Source organism: Leucobacter japonicus (assembly GCF_001273855.1).
GTDB classification, from domain to species: domain Bacteria; phylum Actinomycetota; class Actinomycetes; order Actinomycetales; family Microbacteriaceae; genus Leucobacter; species Leucobacter japonicus.
Genome location: NZ_JHBX01000142.1, coordinates 185569 through 207410 on the forward strand (window position 1 = coordinate 185569; position 21842 = coordinate 207410).

Here is a 21842-nt window from a genome sequence, read left to right on the forward strand (position 1 = left end):
CACGCCCAGTTGTTATCAGGCGTGCAGCGCCGCGTTGAGCACGATACCGGTGCCCTCACGGGGGAGCGCTTCGACCGCGCCCGTGCGCGAGTTGCGGCGGAACAGGAGCCCGGCAACCCCGGAGAGTTCGACGGCCTTGACCTCGGCGGGCGACCCCGGCGCAGCACTCGTGCCGTGCGGCAACACGACCTTCGTGCCGGCGGTGACGTACAAGCCGGCCTCGACGACGCTGTCGTCGCCGATCGAGATGCCGATACCCGAGTTCGCGCCGAGGAGCGCGCGCTCACCCACCGAGATGCGCTGCGTGCCGCCGCCAGACAACGTGCCCATGATGGACGCGCCGCCGCCGATGTCGGAGCCGTTGCCCACGACGACGCCCTGCGAGATGCGGCCCTCGACCATCGACGCGCCGAGCGTGCCCGCGTTGAAGTTGACGAAGCCCTCGTGCATGACGGTGGTGCCGGGAGCGAGGTGCGCGCCGAGGCGCACGCGCGACGCATCGGCGATGCGTACGCCCTGTGGTACGACGTAGTCGGTCAGGCGGGGGAACTTATCGACGCCGACGGCGGTGATGCCGGCGCGCTTGAGCTGGGGGAGACGAGCCGCGAAGGTTTCGGGCTGCATCGGGCCGGCGGTGGTCCACGCATTGTTCGGAAGCTGGCCGAAGATGCCGTCGAGATTGAGGTCGTTCGGCCGCACGAGGCAGTGCGACAGGAGGTGCAGTCGCAGGTACGCATCCTCGGTCGACGAGGGGCCGGCGTCGAGATCGATCTCGACATTGACGAACTGCAGCGTCACCTCACGTGTCTCATCGCGACCGACGAGCCCCTCGAGATCCGCGGGAGCGATGTGCGGATCGCGATCAGCGGGTCGCGCTCCGAGTTCGGGAGCGGGGAACCAAGCATCGAGAACGGTGCCGTCGGTCGCGATCGTAGCGATACCGGCGGCCCAGGCAGTGCGAGAAGCAGTCATGCGATCCATCGTATCGTCGCGGGTGCGGTCGCCGACGGGCGGAAGGCCACAGAAAGCAATAGGCTGATTCGGGTGAGCAACACATCGAATCCGACGCCGATCACCACCCTCGACCCCACGGCGGGCCCGGTCGCGCTGACGCGTCAGTTGTGCGATATCGCCTCGGTCTCCGGCGATGAGCAGTGCATCGCCGACGCCGTCGAGGCGACCTTGCGCGAGCACGCCCCTCACCTCGTGCTGACGCGCGACGGCGACACGGTCATCGCGCGCACCGAACTCGGCCGGGCGCGGCGGGTGGCGATTGCCGGGCACCTCGACACGGTGCCCATCAACGAGAATCTGCCGGTGCGCGATGTGACCGACGACGTGTCGGGCGAGCCGATGATCTGGGGCCGCGGCACGGTCGACATGAAGGCGGGCGTCGCGGTGCAGCTCGCGCTCGCCGTCGAGCTTGTGGAGCCGACCGTCGATCTCACCTGGATCTGGTACGACCACGAGGAGGTCGCTTCCGAGCTCAGCGGTTTGGGCCGCGCGATGCGTCACCACCCGCACCTGTTCGGCGCAGACTTCGCGATTCTGGGGGAGCCGTCGAACGGAACCATCGAGGGCGGCTGCAACGGCACGCTGCGAGCACGCGTCACCCTGCGCGGCACCCGTGCACACTCCGCTCGCAGCTGGATGGGCGTCAACGCGATCCATCGCGCGGGAGCGCTGCTCGAACGCCTGGCGCAGTTCGTCCCCGAGCGGATCGTCGTCGACGGCTTGGAGTACCGGGAGGGTCTCAACGCCGTGCGTATCGAGGGCGGTGTCGCGGGCAATGTCATCCCGGACGCGTGCGTGTTCGAGGTGAACTACCGATTCGCCCCGAGCCGGAACGGCGCCGAAGCGAGCGCGTTCGTCGAGCAGTTCTTCGCGGACGCGGATGCGGTCGAGATCGTAGACCTGGCTCCGGGGGCGCGGCCCGGGCTCGACGCGCCGCTGGCGCAGCGATTCGTTGACGCGGTGGGAGAAATTCCGACGGCGAAGTTCGGCTGGACCGACGTGTCGCGGTTCTCGGCTCTCGGCATCCCGGCGGTGAACTTCGGCCCGGGCGACCCCCTGCTTGCACACGCCGACGATGAGCGCGTTCCGATTGCGCAGATTGAGTCGAGTGCGGCGGCTCTGCGTGCGTGGCTGACGAGCGAGTTCGACGACTAAGCGCGAACTTCCGCGTCATTCCGCGACGATCAGTTGGCTCTCGCCTGCCTGAAACCGATAAAATGGAATCTATCCATCAAACCTGCAAGGAGGCGTCATGGCTGCAATGAAACCGAGGACCGGGGACGGGCCCATGGAAGCGGTGCGTGAGAGCCGCTTGATCGTGGTTCGTGTACCGCTCGAGGGCGGCGGACGTCTGGTGGTGTCGGTCAACGATCAAGAGGCCGCTGAACTCCGCGACGTGCTCGCCGGCGTGCTCGACGGCTGAGTAACGCCACAGCAACAGCTGAGCCCCCGTGATCCGAATGGACACGGGGGCTCAGTTGTTGCGGGAGTCGCGTGCGAATCAACCGTCGAGGCGCACGAGCGTGAGCAGACCGTCGCCCGCCGGCGACAAGATCGGAGCGATCGCCGTCGACTCGGCCACGAGCGCCAGCAGATCGCGCATGGCCTGCGTGCCTTCGTCGCGTGCCGCAGGGTCGGGGACCCGGCCGTGGGCGAACGCGCCGGGCACGATCACGCTGCCACCGGGGCGCACGATGCCGAGCGCGTGCTCGAAGTGTTCGAGCAGCTGAGACGGCTCGGCATCGAGCAGCACCAGGTCGTAGGCCTCCAAGTTCAATCGCGGCATGACGTGTCGCGCGTCGCCCTCGATGAGTCGGAGACGCGATGCGGCGATGCCCGCTTCGGAGAACACGCTTTTGGCTTCGCGCAGATGCTCCGACTCGAGCTCGATCGACGTCAGCGTCGCGCGATCCGAGTAGCGCAGCAGCGCGAGTCCGCTGACGCCCACGCCGGTGCCGACCTCGCAGATCGCCTGCGCGCGCGACAGCACGGTCAGCCCCGAGAGCTGTGCCGCGATCGAGCGGCTCACCGGCTCGATCCCGAGTTCGAGCGACAGCCGGCGGGCCCGCACGAGGGCTTCGGTCTCGCCGGGGTACTGCTCGGCGTACTGCCAATTGCGTTCGAGCTTGCTCACGATTTCCTCCGGTGCTGCGGGCGCTCAGGCCAACGACGAGCGGCCGTGGCGGGATGCGATCCTGCACCATAGCGTAGGCCCCGGGCCGCGGCGGGCGCGTCGTACACGCGGAGGCGGTGCAAAGCGGTCAGACCGCATACGTTGCGCACAGCGTCTCGCGGCGCCGTGAGCGGTACGATGAGCATGATGGGCCTGACGATCGACAAACTCATGGTGATCCTTGTGATCGCCCTGTTTGTGCTGGGTCCAGAGCGCCTTCCGGTGTATGCCCGAAAGCTGGGGGAGCTCGTGCGCTCGCTCAAACGCATGGCCAACGGGGCGAAAGATCGCCTGCGCGACGAAATGGGCCCGGAATTCGATGATGTCGATTGGCGGCAGCTTGACCCCCGTCAATACGATCCGCGTCGCATCATTCGTGACGCGCTGCTCGAAGACGAACGCGACGCGCAGGGCGAGGCCAGGCGATCGCGGATGGCCGAAGCCGAAGCCAGGCGCGGCATTCGTGAAGAGTCGACCGTGGGCAGCCTGCACTTCGACGAGGAAGCGACGTGATGGTGGCTCCCGAACCGGAGCGGTTCTTCGACGAGATCATGGGAGCGCTCAATGCGCACTCGATCGTGGTGATCACCGATCTCGACGGGCGCATCACGTATGCGAACGACCGGTTCTGTCAGATTTCGCAGTACTCGAGCGATGAGCTGATCGGGCAGACGCATCGCATCGTCAACTCCGGGTTCCACCCGCCCGAGTTCTTCGCCGAGCTCTGGAAGACGATTACGCGCGGCGAGGTCTGGCAAAACGAGATCTGCAACCGGGCGAAAGACGGCTCGGAATACTGGGTGAACACGACGATCGTTCCGCTGCTCGACGCCGATGGGGCCCCGACGAGCTATGTCTCGCTCCGCACCGAGGAGACGCAGCGGCATCTTGCGGAGCAAGAGGTGCGGCGACTCGCCTACGTCGATCCGGTCACCGGGCTCGACAACCGTGCGGCGATGCTGCAGGCGATCGAAGATCACGGGGCACTGAACGCTGACGGGCAGACGTTCGCGGCGTTTCTCACCGTGAGCGTCGACCAGCTCTCGACGGTCAACGATGCGTTCGGCTTCGAAGCCGGTGACCGATTGCTGCTCGATGCCGCCCAGCGGCTGTGCCGGCTCGAGAGCGGCGCTGTGCGCATCGGCCGCATCGGCTCCAACACCTATGGACTGCTGCTGACGGACCTCGGGGCAGACCTCGACGTGGCCCAGCGTCGCACCGTGACCATGATTGAATCGGTGCTCGATCTGCTGGTCGACACCGTCGAACTCGGCTCCGATATCACGGTCGGTTCAGGCGCCAGCGTGGGCTACGTGATCTGGGCATCTGAGCGAGGCGATATTGGGGCGTGGCTCGACGCGAGCACCTTCATCGTCTCGAACGATCCGAACGAGATCGTCAAATGCTCGGAGATCGCGCGCAAGCGGGCGCGCCGGCTGAGCGGTCAGCGCCGCGTGCAACCCTTCGAGCAGCGCATGATGACGGCGGTTCAGGAGCGCATGATGCTCGTCTCCGAGCTGCGCACCGGAATCCGCCAGGGCGAGCTCCGGCTCTTTGCGCAGCCGATCGTGGATCGCGAGCGGCGAGTCATCGGGCATGAGGGGCTGATTCGCTGGCAGAACGGGTGCCGCGGGTTGGTGCCGCCCGACGACTTCATCCCGCTGGCCGAGCAGACGGGCCTCATCGTCGAGATCGGCGAATTCGTGCTTGAGGAAGCCTGTCGCATCCTCTCGACGTGGGCGCTACGCCCGGAGACCCGCGACCTCACCTTCTCGGTCAATCTCAGCGAGCGACAGCTTCGTGTGCCCGATTTCGCGGAGCACATTCGCGATGTCATCACCCGTCACGGTATTCCGGCTGATCGCCTCAAGCTCGAACTCACCGAAAGCGTGCTGCACAGCGACCTCGACCGCACGGTGCGCCTGCTCAAGAGCCTGCGAGCAGAAGGGGTGATGTCGTCACTCGATGACTTCGGCACCGGCTACTCGTCGCTCAGCTATCTGCGGCAGTTGCCCGTGCAGCAGCTGAAGATCGACCGTTCCTTCGTGTCGTCGGTCGTCGAAGACCCGCAGGCTGCGGCAATCACGGAAACGATCGTGCAACTCGGCCGCATTTTCGATCTGCAGGTCGTCGGTGAAGGCGTCGAGACGGAGGAGCAGTTCGAGATGCTCCGCGGCCTCGGAGTCGATGCGTTCCAGGGGTATCTGTTCGGCCGACCGGTTCCGCTGGGCGCCGAACTCGAAGGTACGGCGCCGCGCGACTGAATACCGGGCGCGTGAGCGCCGAGCGCTCGGTCAGGGGCGCACGCTGATGCCGAGCGGCTTTCCGGCGAGCCCGCGACCCGATGCGCTGATGGTGTCGGCGATGCTGATCACGGCAGCCGCTGCAGGATCGCCGGGGCGCTCGAGTACCGCAGGCGTGCCGGCATCCCCGCCGGCACGGAACTCTGCGCTGAGCGGCACACTGCCGAGGAGCGGCACCGTACCGTGCTCCGCGTCGCTCAGGCGATCGGCGACGAGGGCACCGCCGCCGGTGCCGAAGAGGTCGAGCACGGTGCCGTCGGGCTGTGCGAGACCCGCCATGTTCTCGACGACGCCGATGACTCGTTGCCCGGTTTGCCGGGCGACGAGCGCGCTGCGCACGGCGACATCGGCGGCGGCCTCCTGCGGCGTCGTCACGACCAGCACTTCGGCTTGGGGCAGCAGCTGACCGACACTGATGGCGATATCGCCCGTGCCGGGGGGCAGATCGAGCAGCAAGACGTCGAGATCGCCGAACCAGACGTCGCGCAAGAACTGTTCGATCGTGCGGTGGAGCATCGGCCCGCGCCACGACACGGCGGTCGTGCGCGGATCGGCGTCACCGAGAAACATGCCGATCGAAATCACCTTCACCCCGTGGGCGACCGGGGGCAGAATCATGTCGTCGACGCGGGTCGGCTGCTCGGTGCGCCCGTCACGGCTGAGTCCCAGCAGGCCAGGAATCGAGAATCCGAAGACATCGGCGTCCACGATGCCGACCGCGAGGCCGCGCGCCGCGAGCGCGACGGCGATGCCTGCGGTCAGCGATGACTTGCCGACCCCGCCTTTGCCACTGGTGACCGCGATGATGCGGGTCAGCGAGTCGGGTCCGAACTGCTGCGGACGCGTGCCGCGATCGCCGCGCACGCGCTCGATGAATCGCTGCCGTTCGTCGCGGCTCATGACGCCGACGACCACCTCGGCATCGGTCACGCCGGTCGCAGAAACCGCGGCTGCGTGCGTGTCGGCTTCGATGCGCCGTGCCGCGGGGCATCCGGCGATGGTAAGCAGGATCTCGACGCGGGCGCGACCCGCTGCGTCGACCTCGACGGCCTGCACCATGCCGAGGTCGGTGATCGGGCGCAGGATCTCAGGATCTCGAACGCGATCCAGTGCCTCCCAGACCGCCCGAGCCGCACCGTCAGCCGGGCGGGCGTTCATCGTTCGGACTCGGATTCGGATTCGGAGGCGGAGTCGACGGCCCGGGGCACGACGTCTGGCGCGTCATCGGTGTCGTCTGCATCGTCTTCGGTGGCGAGTTCGGCGAGCAGCGACTTCAACTCGGCCCGCACGAAGTCGCGGTCGGGCAGGTCTTTGAGCGCCAGCCGCAGTGCGACGACCTCGCGAGCAAGAAACTCGGTGTCGGCGAGGTTGCGCTCGGCGCGCTGGCGATCCTGTTCGATCTGCACGCGGTCGCGGTCATCCTGGCGGTTTTGCGCGAGCAGCAGCAGGGGGGCGGCGTATGAGGCCTGCAGCGAAAGGATGAGCGTCAGAGCAGTGAAGCCGAGCGCGGCGGAATCGAACCGGTAGGTTTCGGGTCCGAACGTGTTCCATGCCAACCACGCGACGCAGACGACCGTCAGTGCGAATAGGAACCACGGGGTTCCCATGCCGCGCGCAATGCTCTCGGTCCAACGCCCGAATCGTTCGCTCTGGCCCGATTTGCCGTCTTCGGATCGCGGCGTGACTCGGCCGGCGAGCCCGAGTGGTGCGTCGAGGCCGTCGCCACGCTTGAAGAAGCTCATCGCCGCGTCTCCGCGTTCGAACTCGCGGACGAACGTACGGGGGCCGTCTGCGACGGGGTATGCGCGTCGTCGTCTGCGTGGCGCCAATCGTCTGGGAGGAGGTGATCGAGCACGTCGTCGACCGTGACGACCCCGACGAGCCGCTGCTGATCGTCGACCACGGGGAGTGCGACGAGGTTGTAGCTGGCGAGTCGGCGAGAGACCTCGGCCGCGCTGGCGTGCACGGTCACAGGCTCGATCTCGGCGTCGAGCAGGGATGCCATGCGCTCATGGGGCGGAAACCGCAGCATGCGCTGGAAGTGTGCCAGGCCGATGTATTCGCCGGTCGGCGTCTCGTACGGGGGGTGGGTGACGTAGACCGCAGATGCCATCGCAGGTGAGATCTCGGCGCGACGAATCATCGCGAGGCCTTCGGCGACGCTCGATTCTGCGGCCAGCACGATGGGTGCGGGGCTCATGAGACCACCGGCGGTGTCGGCGTCGTACTCGAGCAGCCGGCGCACGTCTTCGGCTTCTTCCGGCTCCATCAGATCGAGCAGTTCGGCGCCCTGGGCGGCAGGCAGCGCTGAGATCAGATCGGCTGCATCGTCGGGCTCCATCTGATCGAGCACGTCGGCGGTTCGATCTGCGGGGAGCTGGGCGAGAAGCTCGAGCTGATCCTGCTCGCTCATCTCTTCGAGTGCGTCGGCGACGCGCTCATCTGCGAGCTCCTCGATGACCTCGATCATGCGCGGCTGCGGCAGCTCGAGCAGCGCTTCGGCGAGATCGGCGGGCTTCAGATCGACCAGCGTTTGAATGAGGAGCTCGGCCGATCGCGTGCCCTCGGCGTCGCTCGGGAACTGCAGCTCCGACCAGCGGACAATGCGCGCGTCGCCGCGACTGAACGGCGCGGCGGGTTTGGGAAGGCGCACGAACACCTCGGAGACGAGCCACTCACCCGTGCGCGAGCGTTCGATCGCGGCGTCTTCGATGCGGGCGGAGATCGGTGCACCGCCCGGCTGATCGCCGGCCAGCTGGGCATCGCGGCCGATGAGCTCCGCAATCATGCGAGTCTCGCCACCGCGCTGCTCGAATCGCCGCACATTGATCAGCCCCGTGGTGATGACCTGGCCCGAGCCGATCGACGTCACTCGGCCGATGGGAACGAACACGCGGCGCTTGCCCGGAATCTCCACGATCAAACCGACGACGCGCGGGGCGCTCGCGGCGCGGAACACGACCAGCACGTCGCGCACCTTGCCGATGCGATCGCCGACCGGGTCGAAGACGCCGCGCCCAGCGAGCCGACCGACGAAGACCCTCGAAGTACTCACTCTCCTACGGTACCGCTCCCGGTGCACTGGGGGCGCTCCACTCGGCGAAGTCGGCGTGCATGTTCACCCGGGGTTCAGGCGCATCCGCACTCTGACCCAATTGAATATCACCGAAGCTGAAACCCTGGGGTGTTTTATGTTAAAATTTCAACGTCGGATGCGCGGCACAACGCCACCCGATATCGGTACATCGAAATCGACATCCTCCCCCACTTGACGGCGTCGATGTGCCGCAGAGCCCCGGTCTCACCCCATTCGTGACCGGGGCTCATTTTTTCGTGCAACGCAACGCAGCGCAACGCGTCGCGAACACCGCGCCATGCGTGTGCACGGCACGCACAGATCCATCGATCGGTTGAGGCGCTCGTTGAGAGCCGCCGCGACACTGGGATCATGACTGCTTCTTCCTCGCGGCCCGTTGCGCGTCGCAGACTACTGACCGCCGTCGTCGCGATCGGTGTCTCGGCGGCCGCGCTGCTGCTCGCCGGGTGCGCCCCTGAACCGCGCCCGACGCCCGCGGCCCCGTCGGAGCCCTCCATGCAGGCGGATCCGACGCCACCGGAGACGCCCTCGGCCGAAACGGAGTCTTCGCTGCTGCTCGCGTCACTCGCGCACACCGATGCCGTCGCGATCATCGACCCCGCGCAGCCCGACGCATCCGCGGTGCAGCGCATCACCGTGGGCGCTGCCCCCTGGGGCGTGGGTGTCGCCGACGACGGTGCCACCGGGTACGCGGCAACCGCTGAGGGCCTTGCCGTCATCGACCTCGACTCCCGAGAGCGCACCGCCCTCGTCCCGTTCCAGCACCCCGCCGGCCGCATCGGCATCGGCGAGTACCGTGCTGGTGGGTTGGGCTTAGCCGTCGCTCCGAATGATGCCCCCGGTGGCGCGCGGGTGTACGTGGCGACGACATCGGGCGACGGAACGTACTTCCTCGAGGTGTTCGACGTCGCGACTGAGCAATTCATCGCTGCGGTGCCGGTCGGCCTGCGCCCGTTCGACGTGCTGGTCGCGCCCGATGGCAGCTGGGCCGCGACCGTCGATCACGACGGATTCACGGTCACCGTGGTCGATGCGCAATCGCTCGAGGCCACGACGCATACCGTTGCGCCGTTCGGTACCGAGGGGGGCCTCGCCTCTTGGGAGAAGCCGCACTACGGCGCGGTCGCCGCTGACGGGTCGATCCTGCTGCCGTACCAGGGCAAAGTCGTCGTCCGGCTCGATCCTCGCACCGGGCAGATGTCGACGATCGCCAGCACCGCCGATTCTCACGCGCACGGCACCGCGCTCGACGGTGATCTGCTGCTGACCGTCGGCACCGGGTCGTTCGGAAACGCAACCGGATCGCCCAACCTGTCGCTGCTCAATGTCGTGAGCGGCGAAGAGCGCATCGTGCCTCTCGATGTGCCGCACGAGACGGTCGCGGTGTGGACCGCCGCCGACGGTGCCCATTTCGCTGCCGTAGCCGGGGGCAATACGCGGAACGAGGGGTGGGACGGCATCACTCTCGTCTCAGTGGACACGCTCGACACCCGAGCATTGCCGGTCGATGGGTACCCGCAGGCCGTCGTCTCGTACGCGCACAGCTGAACTCACCGCAAATTCGCCCCAGTTTCGAGGGTTCATGGGCGCGCAGCCGGTCGAAATGGGAGAATCGGGGGTATGAGCTCTCCTGGTGGACCCATTCGATCGTCGCGTCTCCCGATGGTGCCCGAGATTCCCAAGGGCGACATCGTCTCGACCTACGACCGGTACGAGGACGCGAAGCATGCCGTCGACGTGCTCGCCCGTGCGAGTTTTCCGGTGCAGCAAATCAGCATCGTCGGCAACGACGTCCGCAGCGTTGAGCGTGTCACCGGCCGATTGACATACGGTCGTGTGGCGCTGATGGGGGCGCTCTCGGGGGCGTACCTCGGTCTCTTCCTCGGCCTCCTGCTGTTCATCTTCCAGCCAGACAACGGAGCGATTCTCGGAGTCTTCGTCGCCGCCGTGGTGATCGGTGCGGGCTTCGGCATGCTGTTCGGTGTGCTCTCGTACGCCATGAATCGCAACCGTCGAGACTTCTCGTCGGTCATGCAGATGGTCGCGACGCGGTACGACCTCGTGACCGAGCCGGAGCTCGTGCACGAGGCACGGCGCGTGCTCACCGAGTCGGCCCGCTGACCCCAGCAGTGCGCGAGCAGCGGAGGCGGGCGTCGAGTCAGCATCGCGAGTCGTCACGAACACGACGTGCGTGGCGATCCGCACTCGCATGGGTCGTGGTGCTCGCGGTGCTGGGCTCGATCTTCGGCGTGCCGCCCCTCATCCGCTATCTCAAAGCGCCGAACATCTCAGATGATTTCGGCATCGAAGATGCGGTCGTGGCGCTCCGGCTCGAGGCGCGAGATGTGTCGTATCTCACGCTGATCTCCGAGACCGGGGAGACCCGATCGGTGCGCGTCGATGAGCGCGGGTTCGAGCAGGCCAGAATCGCCTGGTCCGAGCACGGGCTCAGCACCGGGAGCCGCGACACGGAGTACCTGTTGCGTGCCCACGATCTCACGGCGCTCCCGCTTCCGGCGTCGACGGCCAATCGCACGGAGAGCCGTCGCGTCGCCACCGATGACGGCTTTGTCGTCTGGTCGTCTTCCGCCGTCGAAGAACGCATCGTGTCGTTCATCGATGCCGAGCACGGCACGATGGAGAATGCCGAGGCCGTATACGGCCCCCCGGGGATCACCGTCTGCGCTGGGGCGCCGGTCTTCGTGCGCGATGCTGAAACGCCGATGAGCGGTGTCGACACCGATGTCGATACACCCGACGATCGTCCGCTCATCACTGAGCTGACCCCCGTGACCGCGGGCACGCCGGGTCTCGGGGTGTTCGACGACGTCGAGGCGCTGGCGTGCGACTCCGGGACGGTGTTCGGGCTCGGCCACGTCTGGGGCGCACCAGATTCGCGTCAGGTGCTGCGCGCGTGGAGCGAGGCGGACGACGCACCGCGCGAGATCGAGATCCGGTACCCGCAGGCGTTGACCTGGACGACGCCGTCGACCTTCTGGGTCAGCGAGGGCACCGCCTACTGGGCGATTGACAGCACCCTCTGGTCGGCACCCGTCGCGACCGACGCCGAGTCGGTCGACGCGATTCCCGTGAGCGATATTCGCGATTTCCTCGGCGACGGGTTCTGGCCGGTCGTGGGCACCGACAGCGGGGTCCTCGACCATATCGGCGACCGGGTGTACGGCGTCGCGGTCGATGAGGAGTTCGTGCAGCGGCGTCGCGGGGCATCGTTCGACCGACTCGATGGCTTGGCGATCTTCAGCGCCGATGTCGCCGGTGATGCGCCGCGCGTCGAACTCACCGTGAGCGACTTCGACATTCCGCGCCGTGATCTTCGGGTCAGCGCGATCGCCGTCAACCCCGAGTGGGTCGCTGCAGGCTAGCCGTCGCGCAGGGCCTTCTGGATGCGCTGCAGCGATACCGGCTCCGCCGTGCGCAGCTGCTGCGCGAAGAGGCTGACGCGCAGCTCCTCGATCAACCAGCGGGTGCGATGGAGGCGCTGCGGGGCGTCGGGCGGCAGCGGGATCGTGCCTCCCGCCTCCGAGTACATGATGAGGGCGCGGTCGACGTCGTTCTGCCAGGTTCGGTCGCGGCCGGCATTCTCGGTGAGGCCGCGCATGCGCTGCTGGAGCGCTTCGAGGTAGACCGGCACACGTTCGAGCTGTGCGAGGCCGGTCACCGAGACGAACCGGTCGAAGACGAGCCCGTCGATCTGCTTCGCGGCGTCGGCAACTTGACCGAGCACCTGGATCGACTTCGCGCCGTCGATTGCCTTCCGCGCCAGACGCGCGCCGTCGAGCACGCGTGCGGCGAGCGAGATGGCGCCGTAGATGTCATCGATGAGGGATCGCGCATAGTCGTCGGCGAGCGCTTCGAAGGCGGACGCCGTCCAGATGAGCCCGTCGGGCGCGTGCCGTCGAATCACCCGATCGGCCACTGCGAGCGACACGTCGGCGATCGCGAGATCGAGCGAGCGGTACGGCCCGGCGCCGAGCAACAGTTTCTCCTGGTTCGAGAGGTGGACGCGCACGTAGGAGGCGGGCGACGGTGAACTCAGCACGAGCAGCCGCCGAATGCCGCGGCGAGAGATCCGCGCCTGCTCGGCTTCGTCGGCGACGAGGACCAGGTCGACCGAGGTACGACGATCCACGATCGCGGGATAGGCCCGCACCACGCCCGCTCCTGCGCCACCGCGCCCCTTGGCATAGGCCGAGTCGACGTGTCGCGGAATGTCGCCGAACGTCCAGGTCGTCGCGCCCGTGCGCTCGAGGTCGCTCTTCGGCAGTGCCGCGGCGGCGACCTTTGCGACGCCGTGCGTGGCCTGCTCTTTGTGCTTCGACTGCAGTTCGCCGAGGTCCTTGCCGGTTCCCACCGTGCGACCGCGCCCGTCGACGACGCGGAACGTCGGGGTGAGGTGGCTCGGCAGACGTTCGGCGTCGAAGTCGGCGGGGGAGACCGGCACACTCGTGCGTCGTTTGATTTCGGTCGCGAGGAGTGCGGTGAGCGCGGGGGCGGCGGCCCCGGGGGCCACGGGGGCGTCAAGCTGCGGGCCAACGGTGGCGAGCAGCGTGCGCGCCCAGTCGGCCGCGGGCACGACGTGCTTGCGGATCGCCTTCGGCAGCGTCTTGATGAGCGCGGTGACGAGCTCCTGACGCAGACCGGGCACGAGCTTCTCAAAGTCGGAGCCTTCGAGCCTCGGCAGCAGCGGTAGCGGCACATTGACCGTCACGCCGTCGTCGTCTGCGGTGGGGTCGAACCGATAGCGCAGCCGCAGCGTCTGATCGCCGTGCGTCCACTGCTTCGGGAACTCCTGCTCATCGACGGCGTCGGTCTCGTCTTCGATGAGGTCTTCGCGACGCAGGTGCAAGAACTGCGGGTCGGTGGCGCGCTTCTGCTTCCACCAGCCCTCGAAGCTGCGCGTCGAGACCACGTCGGCGGGGACGCGGGCGTCGTAGAACTCGAAGATCGCTTCGTCGTCGCCCACGATGTCGCGGCGGCGGGTGCGTTCCTCCAGCTGCTCGAGTTCACGGCGCAGCTGACGGTTCGCGCGGTCGAAGGCCTGCGGGGAGTCCCACTCGCCGTCGACCAGGGCGTGGCGAATGAAGAGTTCGCGGGCGTGCGCCTGGTCGTATCGCGCCAGTTGTACGCGGCGGCGATCGACGATCGCGACGCCGTAGAGGGTGACGCGCTCGTATGCGACGGCCGCCCCCTGGTTCTTCTCCCAGTGCGGCTCTGAGAGCTGCCGCTTCGCAAGCGGCCCCGCCAGTTCTTCGGCCCACGCCGGATCGACGACCGCGTTCGCACGCGCGAACAGGCGCGACGTCTCGACGAGCTCGACACTCATCAGCACCTCGGGCGGCCGCTTCGCGAGCACCGAGCCCGGGTAGAGCACGAAGCGCGTGCCCCGTGATCCCAGATACTCCTGCGCCGGCTTGCGCTTCACCGCGCCCGCAGCCGAGCGGCCGCGGCCGGGTGCCGTGCGATCCTGCCGGTCATCGCGCACGCCCAACTGCGACAGCAGACCCGCGAGCACCGAGCGATGGATCGCCTCGCCCGAGCCTCCGGTCGCGCCGGCCGCAGCGCGCTCGCGCGGCAGCTTCGCGATGCGCGCGATCTGTCGGTACAGATCCATCCACTCGCGCACGCGCAAGAAGTTCAGATACTCCGCTTTGCAAAGCCGTCGGAACGCGCTCGACGACAGCTCCCGCTGCTGCTCCTGCAGGTAATGCCACAGGTTCAGCAGGGTCATCAAGTCGCCCTGGGGATCGGAGAACCTGCCGTGCAGCTCATCGGCCCGGCCGCGCTCCGCCTGCGGGCGCTCGCGCACGTCTTGAATGGTGAGCCCAGCCACGATGGCGAGCACCTCGGGCACCACCTCGTGGCGCCGCGCCTCGAGCACCATGCGTGCGAAGCGCGGCTCGAGGGGCAGTCGCGAGAGCTCCCGCCCGATCTTCGTAATGCGATGGGTGCCGCCGCGCTCGCCGCCGGCACCGTCGCCGCTCCTACCGCGACCGCGGCCGCCCCGGCCACGCGCGTCGCCGCCCGACCGTGCGCCACGGGCGGCCTCGACCGCCCCGAGCTCGGTCAGCAGCCCGAGTCCGTCGGCGATGCCGCGCTGATCCGGGGGAGTGAGGAACGGGAAGCGCGCGATGTCGCCGAGGCCGAGCGCGAGCATCTGCAAGATGACCGAGGCGAGCCCGGTGCGCCGCACCTCGGGTTCGGTGAACTCGGGGCGCGACGCGAAATCCTCTTCCGAGTACAGGCGGATCGCGATACCCGGGCTGGTGCGGCCCGAGCGGCCGGAGCGCTGGTTCGCGCTCGCCTGCGACACGGCCTCGATGGGCAGGCGCTGCACCTTGCTGCGCGCGCTGTAGCGGGAGATGCGCGCGGTGCCCGCGTCGATGACGTACCGGATGCCGGGCACCGTCAGCGAGGTTTCGGCGACGTTAGTCGCGAGCACGATGCGGCGGTTGCCGCCAGCACCGCGTTCGAAGACGCGGTGCTGCTCGGCGGCGCTCAGGCGCCCGTAGAGCGGCAAGATCTCCGTGCGCGCGGACCGGGAGGATCCGCGCAGTCGTCCCTGCAGCGCGTCCGCGGCGTCGCGAATCTCGGCTTCGCCCGACAAAAATACGAGGACGTCGCCGGGCGCCTCTTTCGCGAGTTCGTCGACCGCGTCGCCGATACCGTCGAAGAGGTCGCGCTCGACGGTCGTGATCTTCGGGGTGCCGCCCTTCGGGTCGGGGCGCTCGATGCGCTCGACGAGCGGCCGGTAGCGGAGCTCGACGGGGAACGTACGCCCCGACACCTCGATGACGGGAGCGGGCTCGCGCGTCTCGACGTCGGCGAAGTGCTGCGCGAACGATTCGGGGTCAATCGTAGCCGAGGTGATGATGACCTTGAGATCGGGCCGCCTGGGGAGGAGCGTCTTCAGATAGCCGAGCAGGAAGTCGATGTTCAGGCTGCGCTCGTGGGCTTCGTCGATGATGATCGTGTCGTAGGCTGTGAGGTCGCGGTCGCGGTGGATCGCGTTCAGCAGAATGCCGTCGGTCATCAATCGCACGCGCGTCTCGGCGGACACCTGGTCGGTGAAGCGCACCTGGTAGCCGACCAGCCCGCCGAGTTCGGAACCGAGTTCCTCCGCGACGCGCTCCGCGATGGTGCGCGCGGCGATGCGGCGGGGCTGCGTGTGCGCGATCCGTTCCCGGCCGAGGGCGAGCGCGATCTTCGGCAGCTGCGTCGTCTTGCCCGAGCCGGTCTCGCCCGCGACGATGACCACCTGGTGCGAGCGGATGGCGTCCGAGATCTCGTCGCGCATCTGCGAGACGGGCAGCTCCTCGGGGAACGTGATGCTGAGCGGGGGGAGCGTCATGATCCCTCCATTATCCCGCGCTGAGCGGTGAATCAGACGAGCGTGACGCCCACGCGCTCGAGGCGCTCGCGCACCCGTGCCAGATCCTCCTCCGAGGGCAGGTCGTTGAGCACGCGACTCATGACCACTCGGGCGTCGATCGACGAGATCTCGCGATCGTCGCCGGCTTCGAGCTGCAGCGCCTGCGCGACCTCGGTGATCTCCTCCTCGGAGAGCCGGCGGCGCAGCAGGGCGAGCAACGGAATGAAGTCGGCGCTCGGCACGCCCTCGGGGTAGCCGATGCGCAGCCAGTCGAGCACGCGCTGCACGAGGCTGCGGCGATCCTCATCGGTGTTTGCTGCTTCCGCGGGCTCCGGATCGCCCGTCGCCGTCAGGTCAGCGTCGCCGGGCAGATCGGCGCCGGGGACATCGGCGTCCGGGAGATCGGCGACCGGCGCATGCACCTCTGCGAGGCGTTCACTGATCTTCGCGAGTTCCTCCTCGGAGAACGTGCGGCGGAGCAGTGCGAGCAGCGGAATGTAGTCCTGCGGTGGCACGCCTTCGGGGTAGCCGGCGCGCAGCCAGCGGAGGATCGCCGCGATGATGCTGTCGCTCATGTCAGCCTCCGAACACAGTGATGCCGAAGTAGTGGTGCAGGCTGTGCCGCGTGATGAAGAGCACTCCCGCGATCACCGCGCAGATGACGAACGCGAACAGCACGATCGCGAGCGCAGAGAGTGCCGGATTGCGGGGGCCCGACGCCGTGACCGTGCCCGACGCGTCGACCGCGACGTCGCCGGCACCGCGCGCCTGGAGGTGCATGGCGATGGCGAAGATCGCCGGAAGGCCCGCGCCGAGCACCAGGCCGATGCCGAGCACGCGGAGCGCGGAAAGCAGGATGGCTGCGAAATCAATGTCCATGAGAGGCTCCGTGATCAGTTGGCTGCGGGGGCCGGGTCAGTGGAGGGAACGACGTCGCCGGTCCACTCCTCATTGACGTTGGACGCATCGACGCGCTGGCGGCGACTGCGCAGGTACATCCACACCGAAGCGATGACGAGGATCGCGAACACGGTGAGGGCCCCGGGCAGACGGCCGATGCCGTTTTCGATGAAGAAGCAGACCGCGCCCACGAGGCCCGCGGCGGGCATGGTGATGAGCCACGCGGTCGCCATGCGGCCCGCGACGCCCCAGCGCACCTGCGCGCCCGGCTTGCCGACACCGGAACCGAGAATCGATCCCGTTGCAACGTGCGTGGTCGAGAGGGCCATGCCCATCGAAGAGGAGGTCAGGATGATCGCGGCGGAGGAGGCCTCGGCCGCCATGCCCTGGGGTGAATCGATCTCGACGAGCCCCTTGCCGAGCGTGCGGATGATCCGCCACCCGCCGAGGTAGGTGCCGAGCGCGATCGCCACGCCGCAGACGACGATGATCCAGACCGGCAGGCCGTTCTGTTCGATGCCCTCGGTCGTGAGCGATCCGTGGGCGATCAGCGCGAGTGCGATGACGCCCATCGTCTTCTGCGCATCGCCGGTGCCGTGCGCGAGTGACACGAGCGATGCCGTGCCGATCTGACCCCAGCGGAAGCCGCGCTCGCGGCGGGCTCCCGACACGCGCTTCGTGAGCGCGTAGACGAGATAGGTGCCGACCGCCGCCACCGCGCAGGCGATCACGGGGGAGAGGAACGCCGGAACGATGACCTTCGCCAGGATCCCTGACCAGTTGACGCCGGCCGCGCCGATGCCCGCAATGCCCGCACCGATGAGTCCGCCGAAGAGCGCGTGCGAGGAGCTGCTCGGCAACCCGAGCAGCCACGTGATGAGGTTCCACAGGATGCCGCCGACGAGCCCCGCGAAGATGATCATCATCGCGGTCTCCGGAGAGAGCCCCTCGACCAGCGCGCCGCTTTCGGTCTGAATCTTCAGCACGTCTTTTGTGATCGTCGCGGCGACCTCGACGGAGAGGAACGCGCCGACGAGGTTCAGGATGGCCGAGATGGTCACCGCCGTCTTTGGGCGGAGTGCGCCGGTGGCGATCGAGGTCGCCATCGCGTTGCCGGTGTCGTGGAATCCGTTGGTGAAGTCGAAGCCGATGGCCGTGACGATCACCAGGATCAGGATGAGGATTTCGGGGCTCATGACGCTCATCGTCGCACCGCAGATACGGTCGCGAAAACGAAAAGTTCCTGAACAGCGCGTTATTCGCTCACCGTTTACGCAGTGTTCACGGCACTGACCCCCACTCAGGTGTCCGGGCGTAGACTGGCCGCGGTCGCGCCGCGCGGAATCGACCGCCCGGCACCTCGCGTCGAAACGAAAGGGTCCCATGCCTGCACTCTCGATTCCGAACGTTCCGCTCTCGTCGGGTACTGCGATCCCGCAGCTCGGCGTCGGCGTCTATCTCGTCGAACCAGCCGACACCGTGGATGTCGTGAGCACCGCGTTCGACCTCGGCTACCGTCACATCGACACCGCCGCGCTGTACCGCAACGAGGCCGAGGTCGGTCAGGCGATCGCGCAGAGCGGACTCGACCGCGACGACGTCTTCGTGACCACGAAGCTCTGGAACACCGATCAGACGCGCGCCGCCGACGCCTTCCAAGAGAGCCTTGACCGACTGCAGCTCGACCGCGTCGACCTGTATCTGATCCACTGGCCGCAGCCCATGCACGGCGAGGCGCTCGGCGCCTGGCGATCCCTCATCGACATCGCGGAGTCGGGCCGGGCATCGGCCATCGGCGTCTCGAACTTCGAGGTCGAGCACCTGCAGCAGCTCATCGACGAAACCGGGGTCGTGCCCGCGGTCAACCAGATCGAGTTGCACCCGCTGCACCAGCGCCGCGAACTCGCGGAGTTCTGCGCCGCCCACAACATCGTGATCGAGGCGTGGGCTCCGCTCGCGCAGGGCAAGTCCGACCTCTTCGAGCGCCCCGAGCTCATCGAGATCGCCCAGGCCCACGGCAAAAGCCCGGCCCAGGCCGTGCTGCGCTGGCACGTGCAGCAGGGCCGGGTCATCTTCCCGAAGACGCTGCGCCGCGAACGACTCATCGAGAACGCCGACATCTTCGACTTCGAGCTCAGTGCCGATGAGATCGCCGTCTTCGACAGCTTCGAGGCCGGCACGAACTTCGGCCCCGACCCCCGCACCTTCGATCGCCGATAGGACCGTCATGACGCACGCACCCGTCACCATCACGCTCACCGGCGCCGGCGGCCAGATCGGTTACGCCGCACTGTTCCGGATCGCGGCCGGCGACCTGCTCGGCCCCGATCGGCCCGTGTCGCTCCGTCTCCTCGAGATTCCGCAGGGCATGCGCGCAGCCGAGGGGGCGGCGCTCGAGCTCGCGGACTGCGCCTTCCCGACGCTCGCCGGGGTCGAGATCACCGACGACGCGAATGTCGCGTTCGACGGCGCCAACCTCGCGCTGCTCATCGGCTCGCGCCCCCGCACCGCCGGCATGGAACGCGGCGACCTGCTCGCCGCCAACGGCGCGATCTTCGGGCCGCAGGGCGCCGCGATCAACGCCGGCGCCGCTGACGACGTGCGCGTCGTCGTGGTGGGCAACCCCGCGAACACCAACGCGCTGATCGCGCAGCAGCACGCGCCCGACGTGCCCGCCGACCGATTCACCGCGCTCACGCGTCTCGACCACAACCGCGCCGTCGGACTGCTCGCCGCCGAGGCGTCGGCGCCGGTCGCCGAGGTCGAGGGCGTCACCATCTGGGGCAATCACTCCGCGACGCAGTACCCCGACCTCAGCCACGCGACCGTGCGCGGAACGGCAGCGCTCGAATCGGTCGACGCCGAGTGGGCCCGCGGCACGTACATCGAACGGGTCGCCCAGCGCGGCGCCGAGATCATCGAGGTGCGCGGCGGATCCTCAGTCGCCTCCGCGGCTAACGCCGCAATCGAGCACGCGCGCGACTGGATGCTGGGCACCGGCGAGTCGGCGTCGTCGCACTGGACGAGCGCCGCTGTGGTGTCGCGCGGCGAATACGGGGTGCCCGAAGGGCTCATCTCCTCATTCCCGGTGACCGCCGCGAACGGTTCCTGGCAGATCGTCGAGGGGCTCGAAATCGACGCGTTCTCGCGCGAACGGATCGACGCCTCCGTCGCCGAACTCGTCGCCGAGCGCGAAGCGGTGCGCGAACTCGGCCTGATCTCCTAACGGCGTCGCTCGCGGCCGATCGAGGCTCGCGCTCGCCCGCGGATTTCCGAAGGTCGGATGAGCCCTAGGATAGAGAGCATGTCCAAGGTTCTTTCTTCCCTTCCCGTGGGCGAGCGCGTCGGCATCGCCTTCTCCGGCGGTCTCGATACCTCCTGTGCCGTCGCCTGGATGCGCGAGAAGGGCGCGGTGCCCTGCACGTACACCGCTGATATCGGTCAGTACGACGAGCCCGACATCGACGGTGTCGCGGGCCGCGCCAAGGAGTACGGCGCCGAGATCGCGCGCCACGTCGACGCGAAGCGCCCCCTCGTCGAAGAAGGTCTCGTCGCGCTGCAGACCGGCGCGTTCAACGTGCGCTCGGGCGGCAAGACCTACTTCAACACCACGCCCCTCGGCCGTGCCGTCACCGGCACGCTGCTCGTGCGTGCGATGAAGGAAGACGGCGTCGATATCTGGGGCGACGGTTCGACCTACAAGGGTAACGACATCGAGCGGTTCTACCGCTACGGTCTCATGGCCAACCCCGCGCTGCGCATCTACAAGCCGTGGCTCGACAAGACGTTCGTCGAAGAGCTCGGCGGCCGTCACGAGATGAGCGAGTGGCTCGTCGCCAACGGCTACCCCTACCGCGACGCGACCGAGAAGGCGTACTCGACCGACGCGAACATCTGGGGTGCGACGCACGAGGCCAAGAAGCTCGAGTTCCTCGATGCCGGCCTCGACATCGTCGATCCGATCATGGGCGTCGCCGCGTGGCGCGAAGACGTCGAGATCGCGACCGAAGAGGTATCGGTACGCTTCGAGGCCGGTCGCCCCGTCGCGATCAACGGCGTCGAGTACGACGATCCGGTAGCGCTCGTACTCGAGGCGAACGCCATCGGCGGACGCCACGGTCTCGGCGCCTCCGACCAGATCGAGAACCGCATCATCGAGGCGAAGTCGCGCGGCATCTACGAGGCCCCGGGCATGGCGCTGCTGCACATCACGTACGAGCGCCTCGTCAACGCGATCCACAACGAGAACACGCTCGCGAGCTACCACACCGACGGCCGCAAGCTCGGCCGCCTGATGTACGAGGGCCGCTGGCTCGACCCCGAGTCGCTCATGCTGCGCGAGGCGCTGCAGCGCTGGGTCGGTTCGGCGATCACCGGCGAGGTCACGCTGCGCCTGCGCCGCGGTGACGACTATACGATCCTCAACACCGAGGGCCCCAGCCTCAGCTACCACCCCGAGAAGCTCTCGATGGAGCGCACCGTGGGTGCCGCATTCGGCCCCGAAGACCGCATCGGTCAGCTCACCATGCGCAACCTCGACATCGCCGACTCGCGTCAGCGCCTCGAGCAGTACGCGCAGCTCGGTCTCGTCGGCGGCTCGATCGCGGGTCTCGTCGGCCAGCTCGAGCAGGGCGGCGCATCCGAGATCGCGAACGCCGTCGGCGGCATCGATGAAGACGCTGACGAGCTCGGTCTGTCGGCCGCGTTCGACGCCGGCACCGACTGATCTGCAGCGGGTTCGCTGATCGCAGCGGGGTGCGACCTTCGGGTCGTGCCCCGCTGCGGCGTTGTGAGGGTTGCGCTGTCGCTGCGTTGCCGCTGCGCTGCGGGCGCCCCGGCGCTTATGTGCGATCGGGGTAACTTCGGACCAGTGCTGACCTCAGTTGCGGTCGCAACACTGGTCCGAAGTTGCCCCAATCCGCGAACTGGGTAGCGCGGCCGGGGGAGCACGACGGGCTGCGCCGC

19 protein-coding genes are annotated in these 21842 nt (G+C 68.0%); 10 read left to right on the plus strand and 9 right to left on the minus strand.

All coding sequences use genetic code 11. From position 1 onward, the window contains the following. Window positions 1-15: 15 nt before the first annotated feature. Window positions 16-972: a 2,3,4,5-tetrahydropyridine-2,6-dicarboxylate N-succinyltransferase gene (gene dapD / locus AMS67_RS15100; RefSeq protein ID WP_053388331.1), complete on the minus strand. Its 957-nt coding sequence runs from the start codon at window positions 970-972 to the stop codon at window positions 16-18. A 99-nt stretch (window positions 973-1071) separates the two neighbouring features. Here dapD and dapE point away from each other — a divergent pair, with 99 nt between their 5' ends. Then, window positions 1072-2169 carry a succinyl-diaminopimelate desuccinylase gene (dapE, locus tag AMS67_RS15105; protein ID WP_053388332.1) on the plus strand — a complete coding sequence of 366 codons (1098 nt, stop codon included), beginning with the start codon at window positions 1072-1074 and terminating at the stop codon, window positions 2167-2169. A 97-nt stretch (window positions 2170-2266) separates the two neighbouring features. Continuing rightward, window positions 2267-2437 carry a DUF3117 domain-containing protein gene (locus AMS67_RS16975; RefSeq protein WP_075201434.1) on the plus strand — a complete coding sequence of 57 codons (171 nt, stop codon included), beginning with the start codon at window positions 2267-2269 and terminating at the stop codon, window positions 2435-2437. A 78-nt stretch (window positions 2438-2515) separates the two neighbouring features. On the opposite strand, the gene AMS67_RS15110 is transcribed toward AMS67_RS16975, so the two are convergent. Beyond that, window positions 2516-3148, minus strand: a complete 633-nt coding sequence (locus tag AMS67_RS15110; protein WP_053388095.1) for an O-methyltransferase — start codon at window positions 3146-3148, stop codon at window positions 2516-2518. A 183-nt stretch (window positions 3149-3331) separates the two neighbouring features. On the opposite strand from AMS67_RS15110, the gene AMS67_RS15115 reads away from it, so the two are divergent. Together AMS67_RS15115 and AMS67_RS15120 are read left to right on the plus strand one after the other, a co-directional pair. Further along, window positions 3332-3700: a twin-arginine translocase TatA/TatE family subunit gene (locus AMS67_RS15115; protein ID WP_053353375.1), complete on the plus strand. Its 369-nt coding sequence runs from the start codon at window positions 3332-3334 to the stop codon at window positions 3698-3700. Continuing rightward, window positions 3700-5451 carry a putative bifunctional diguanylate cyclase/phosphodiesterase gene (locus AMS67_RS15120; protein WP_053388096.1) on the plus strand — a complete coding sequence of 584 codons (1752 nt, stop codon included), beginning with the start codon at window positions 3700-3702 and terminating at the stop codon, window positions 5449-5451. Before AMS67_RS15115 ends, AMS67_RS15120 begins: the two co-directional genes overlap by 1 nt. A gap of 30 nt (window positions 5452-5481) precedes the next feature. Here AMS67_RS15120 and AMS67_RS15125 read toward each other — a convergent pair whose 3' ends face one another. From AMS67_RS15125 to AMS67_RS15135, 3 genes are read right to left on the minus strand one after another with little or no spacing between them, the layout of a single operon-like run. Beyond that, window positions 5482-6648, minus strand: coding sequence for an Mrp/NBP35 family ATP-binding protein (locus tag AMS67_RS15125; protein ID WP_053388097.1), 1167 nt, complete (start codon window positions 6646-6648; stop codon window positions 5482-5484). Beyond that, window positions 6645-7232, minus strand: a complete 588-nt coding sequence (locus tag AMS67_RS15130) for a DUF1003 domain-containing protein (RefSeq protein ID WP_053388098.1) — start codon at window positions 7230-7232, stop codon at window positions 6645-6647. The genes AMS67_RS15125 and AMS67_RS15130 overlap by 4 nt, the downstream gene beginning before the upstream one ends. Next, window positions 7229-8545 carry a magnesium transporter MgtE N-terminal domain-containing protein gene (locus AMS67_RS15135; RefSeq protein ID WP_053388099.1) on the minus strand — a complete coding sequence of 439 codons (1317 nt, stop codon included), beginning with the start codon at window positions 8543-8545 and terminating at the stop codon, window positions 7229-7231. The genes AMS67_RS15130 and AMS67_RS15135 overlap by 4 nt, the downstream gene beginning before the upstream one ends. A gap of 393 nt (window positions 8546-8938) precedes the next feature. Between AMS67_RS15135 and AMS67_RS15140 the strand changes: the two genes are divergently transcribed. The 3 genes from AMS67_RS15140 (at window position 8939) to AMS67_RS15150 (ending at window position 11970) form a co-directional block, all read left to right on the plus strand. Beyond that, window positions 8939-10135: a YncE family protein gene (locus tag AMS67_RS15140; protein WP_053388100.1), complete on the plus strand. Its 1197-nt coding sequence runs from the start codon at window positions 8939-8941 to the stop codon at window positions 10133-10135. Between the two features lie 72 nt (window positions 10136-10207). Continuing rightward, window positions 10208-10708 (plus strand): YflT domain-containing protein, encoded by a 501-nt coding sequence (locus tag AMS67_RS15145; protein WP_239684034.1) that lies wholly within the window; start codon window positions 10208-10210, stop codon window positions 10706-10708. Between the two features lie 98 nt (window positions 10709-10806). Then, window positions 10807-11970, plus strand: a complete 1164-nt coding sequence (locus tag AMS67_RS15150) for a hypothetical protein (protein ID WP_156316696.1) — start codon at window positions 10807-10809, stop codon at window positions 11968-11970. Here the strand turns inward: AMS67_RS15150 and hrpA are convergent. The 4 genes from hrpA to AMS67_RS15170 are packed head-to-tail and all read right to left on the minus strand — an operon-like array spanning window position 11967 to window position 18073. Then, entirely contained in the window at window positions 11967-15956 is a 3990-nt protein-coding gene (gene hrpA, locus AMS67_RS15155) for an ATP-dependent RNA helicase HrpA (RefSeq protein WP_053388102.1), read from the minus strand. The genes AMS67_RS15150 and hrpA overlap by 4 nt on opposite strands. A 32-nt stretch (window positions 15957-15988) precedes the next feature. Further along, window positions 15989-16552: a DUF3349 domain-containing protein gene (locus AMS67_RS17905; RefSeq protein ID WP_206541778.1), complete on the minus strand. Its 564-nt coding sequence runs from the start codon at window positions 16550-16552 to the stop codon at window positions 15989-15991. Between the two features lies 1 nt (window position 16553). Next, the gene (locus AMS67_RS15165) at window positions 16554-16856 is read right to left on the minus strand and encodes a hypothetical protein (RefSeq protein WP_053388103.1); all 303 of its coding nucleotides are present in this window, start codon (window positions 16854-16856) and stop codon (window positions 16554-16556) included. 14 nt (window positions 16857-16870) lie between these two features. Beyond that, window positions 16871-18073: an inorganic phosphate transporter gene (locus tag AMS67_RS15170; RefSeq protein ID WP_053388104.1), complete on the minus strand. Its 1203-nt coding sequence runs from the start codon at window positions 18071-18073 to the stop codon at window positions 16871-16873. A gap of 187 nt (window positions 18074-18260) precedes the next feature. On the opposite strand from AMS67_RS15170, the gene AMS67_RS15175 reads away from it, so the two are divergent. The 3 genes from AMS67_RS15175 to argG all read left to right on the plus strand — a co-directional run bounded on the left by AMS67_RS15175 (window position 18261) and on the right by argG (window position 21603). After that, a complete protein-coding gene (locus tag AMS67_RS15175) occupies window positions 18261-19097 on the plus strand; it encodes an aldo/keto reductase (protein ID WP_053388105.1) in 837 nt (278 codons plus the stop codon). A gap of 7 nt (window positions 19098-19104) precedes the next feature. Next, window positions 19105-20103: a malate dehydrogenase gene (locus AMS67_RS15180; protein WP_053388106.1), complete on the plus strand. Its 999-nt coding sequence runs from the start codon at window positions 19105-19107 to the stop codon at window positions 20101-20103. 78 nt (window positions 20104-20181) lie between these two features. After that, window positions 20182-21603 (plus strand): argininosuccinate synthase, encoded by a 1422-nt coding sequence (gene argG, locus AMS67_RS15185; RefSeq protein WP_053353361.1) that lies wholly within the window; start codon window positions 20182-20184, stop codon window positions 21601-21603. Window positions 21604-21842: the final 239 nt, after the last annotated feature.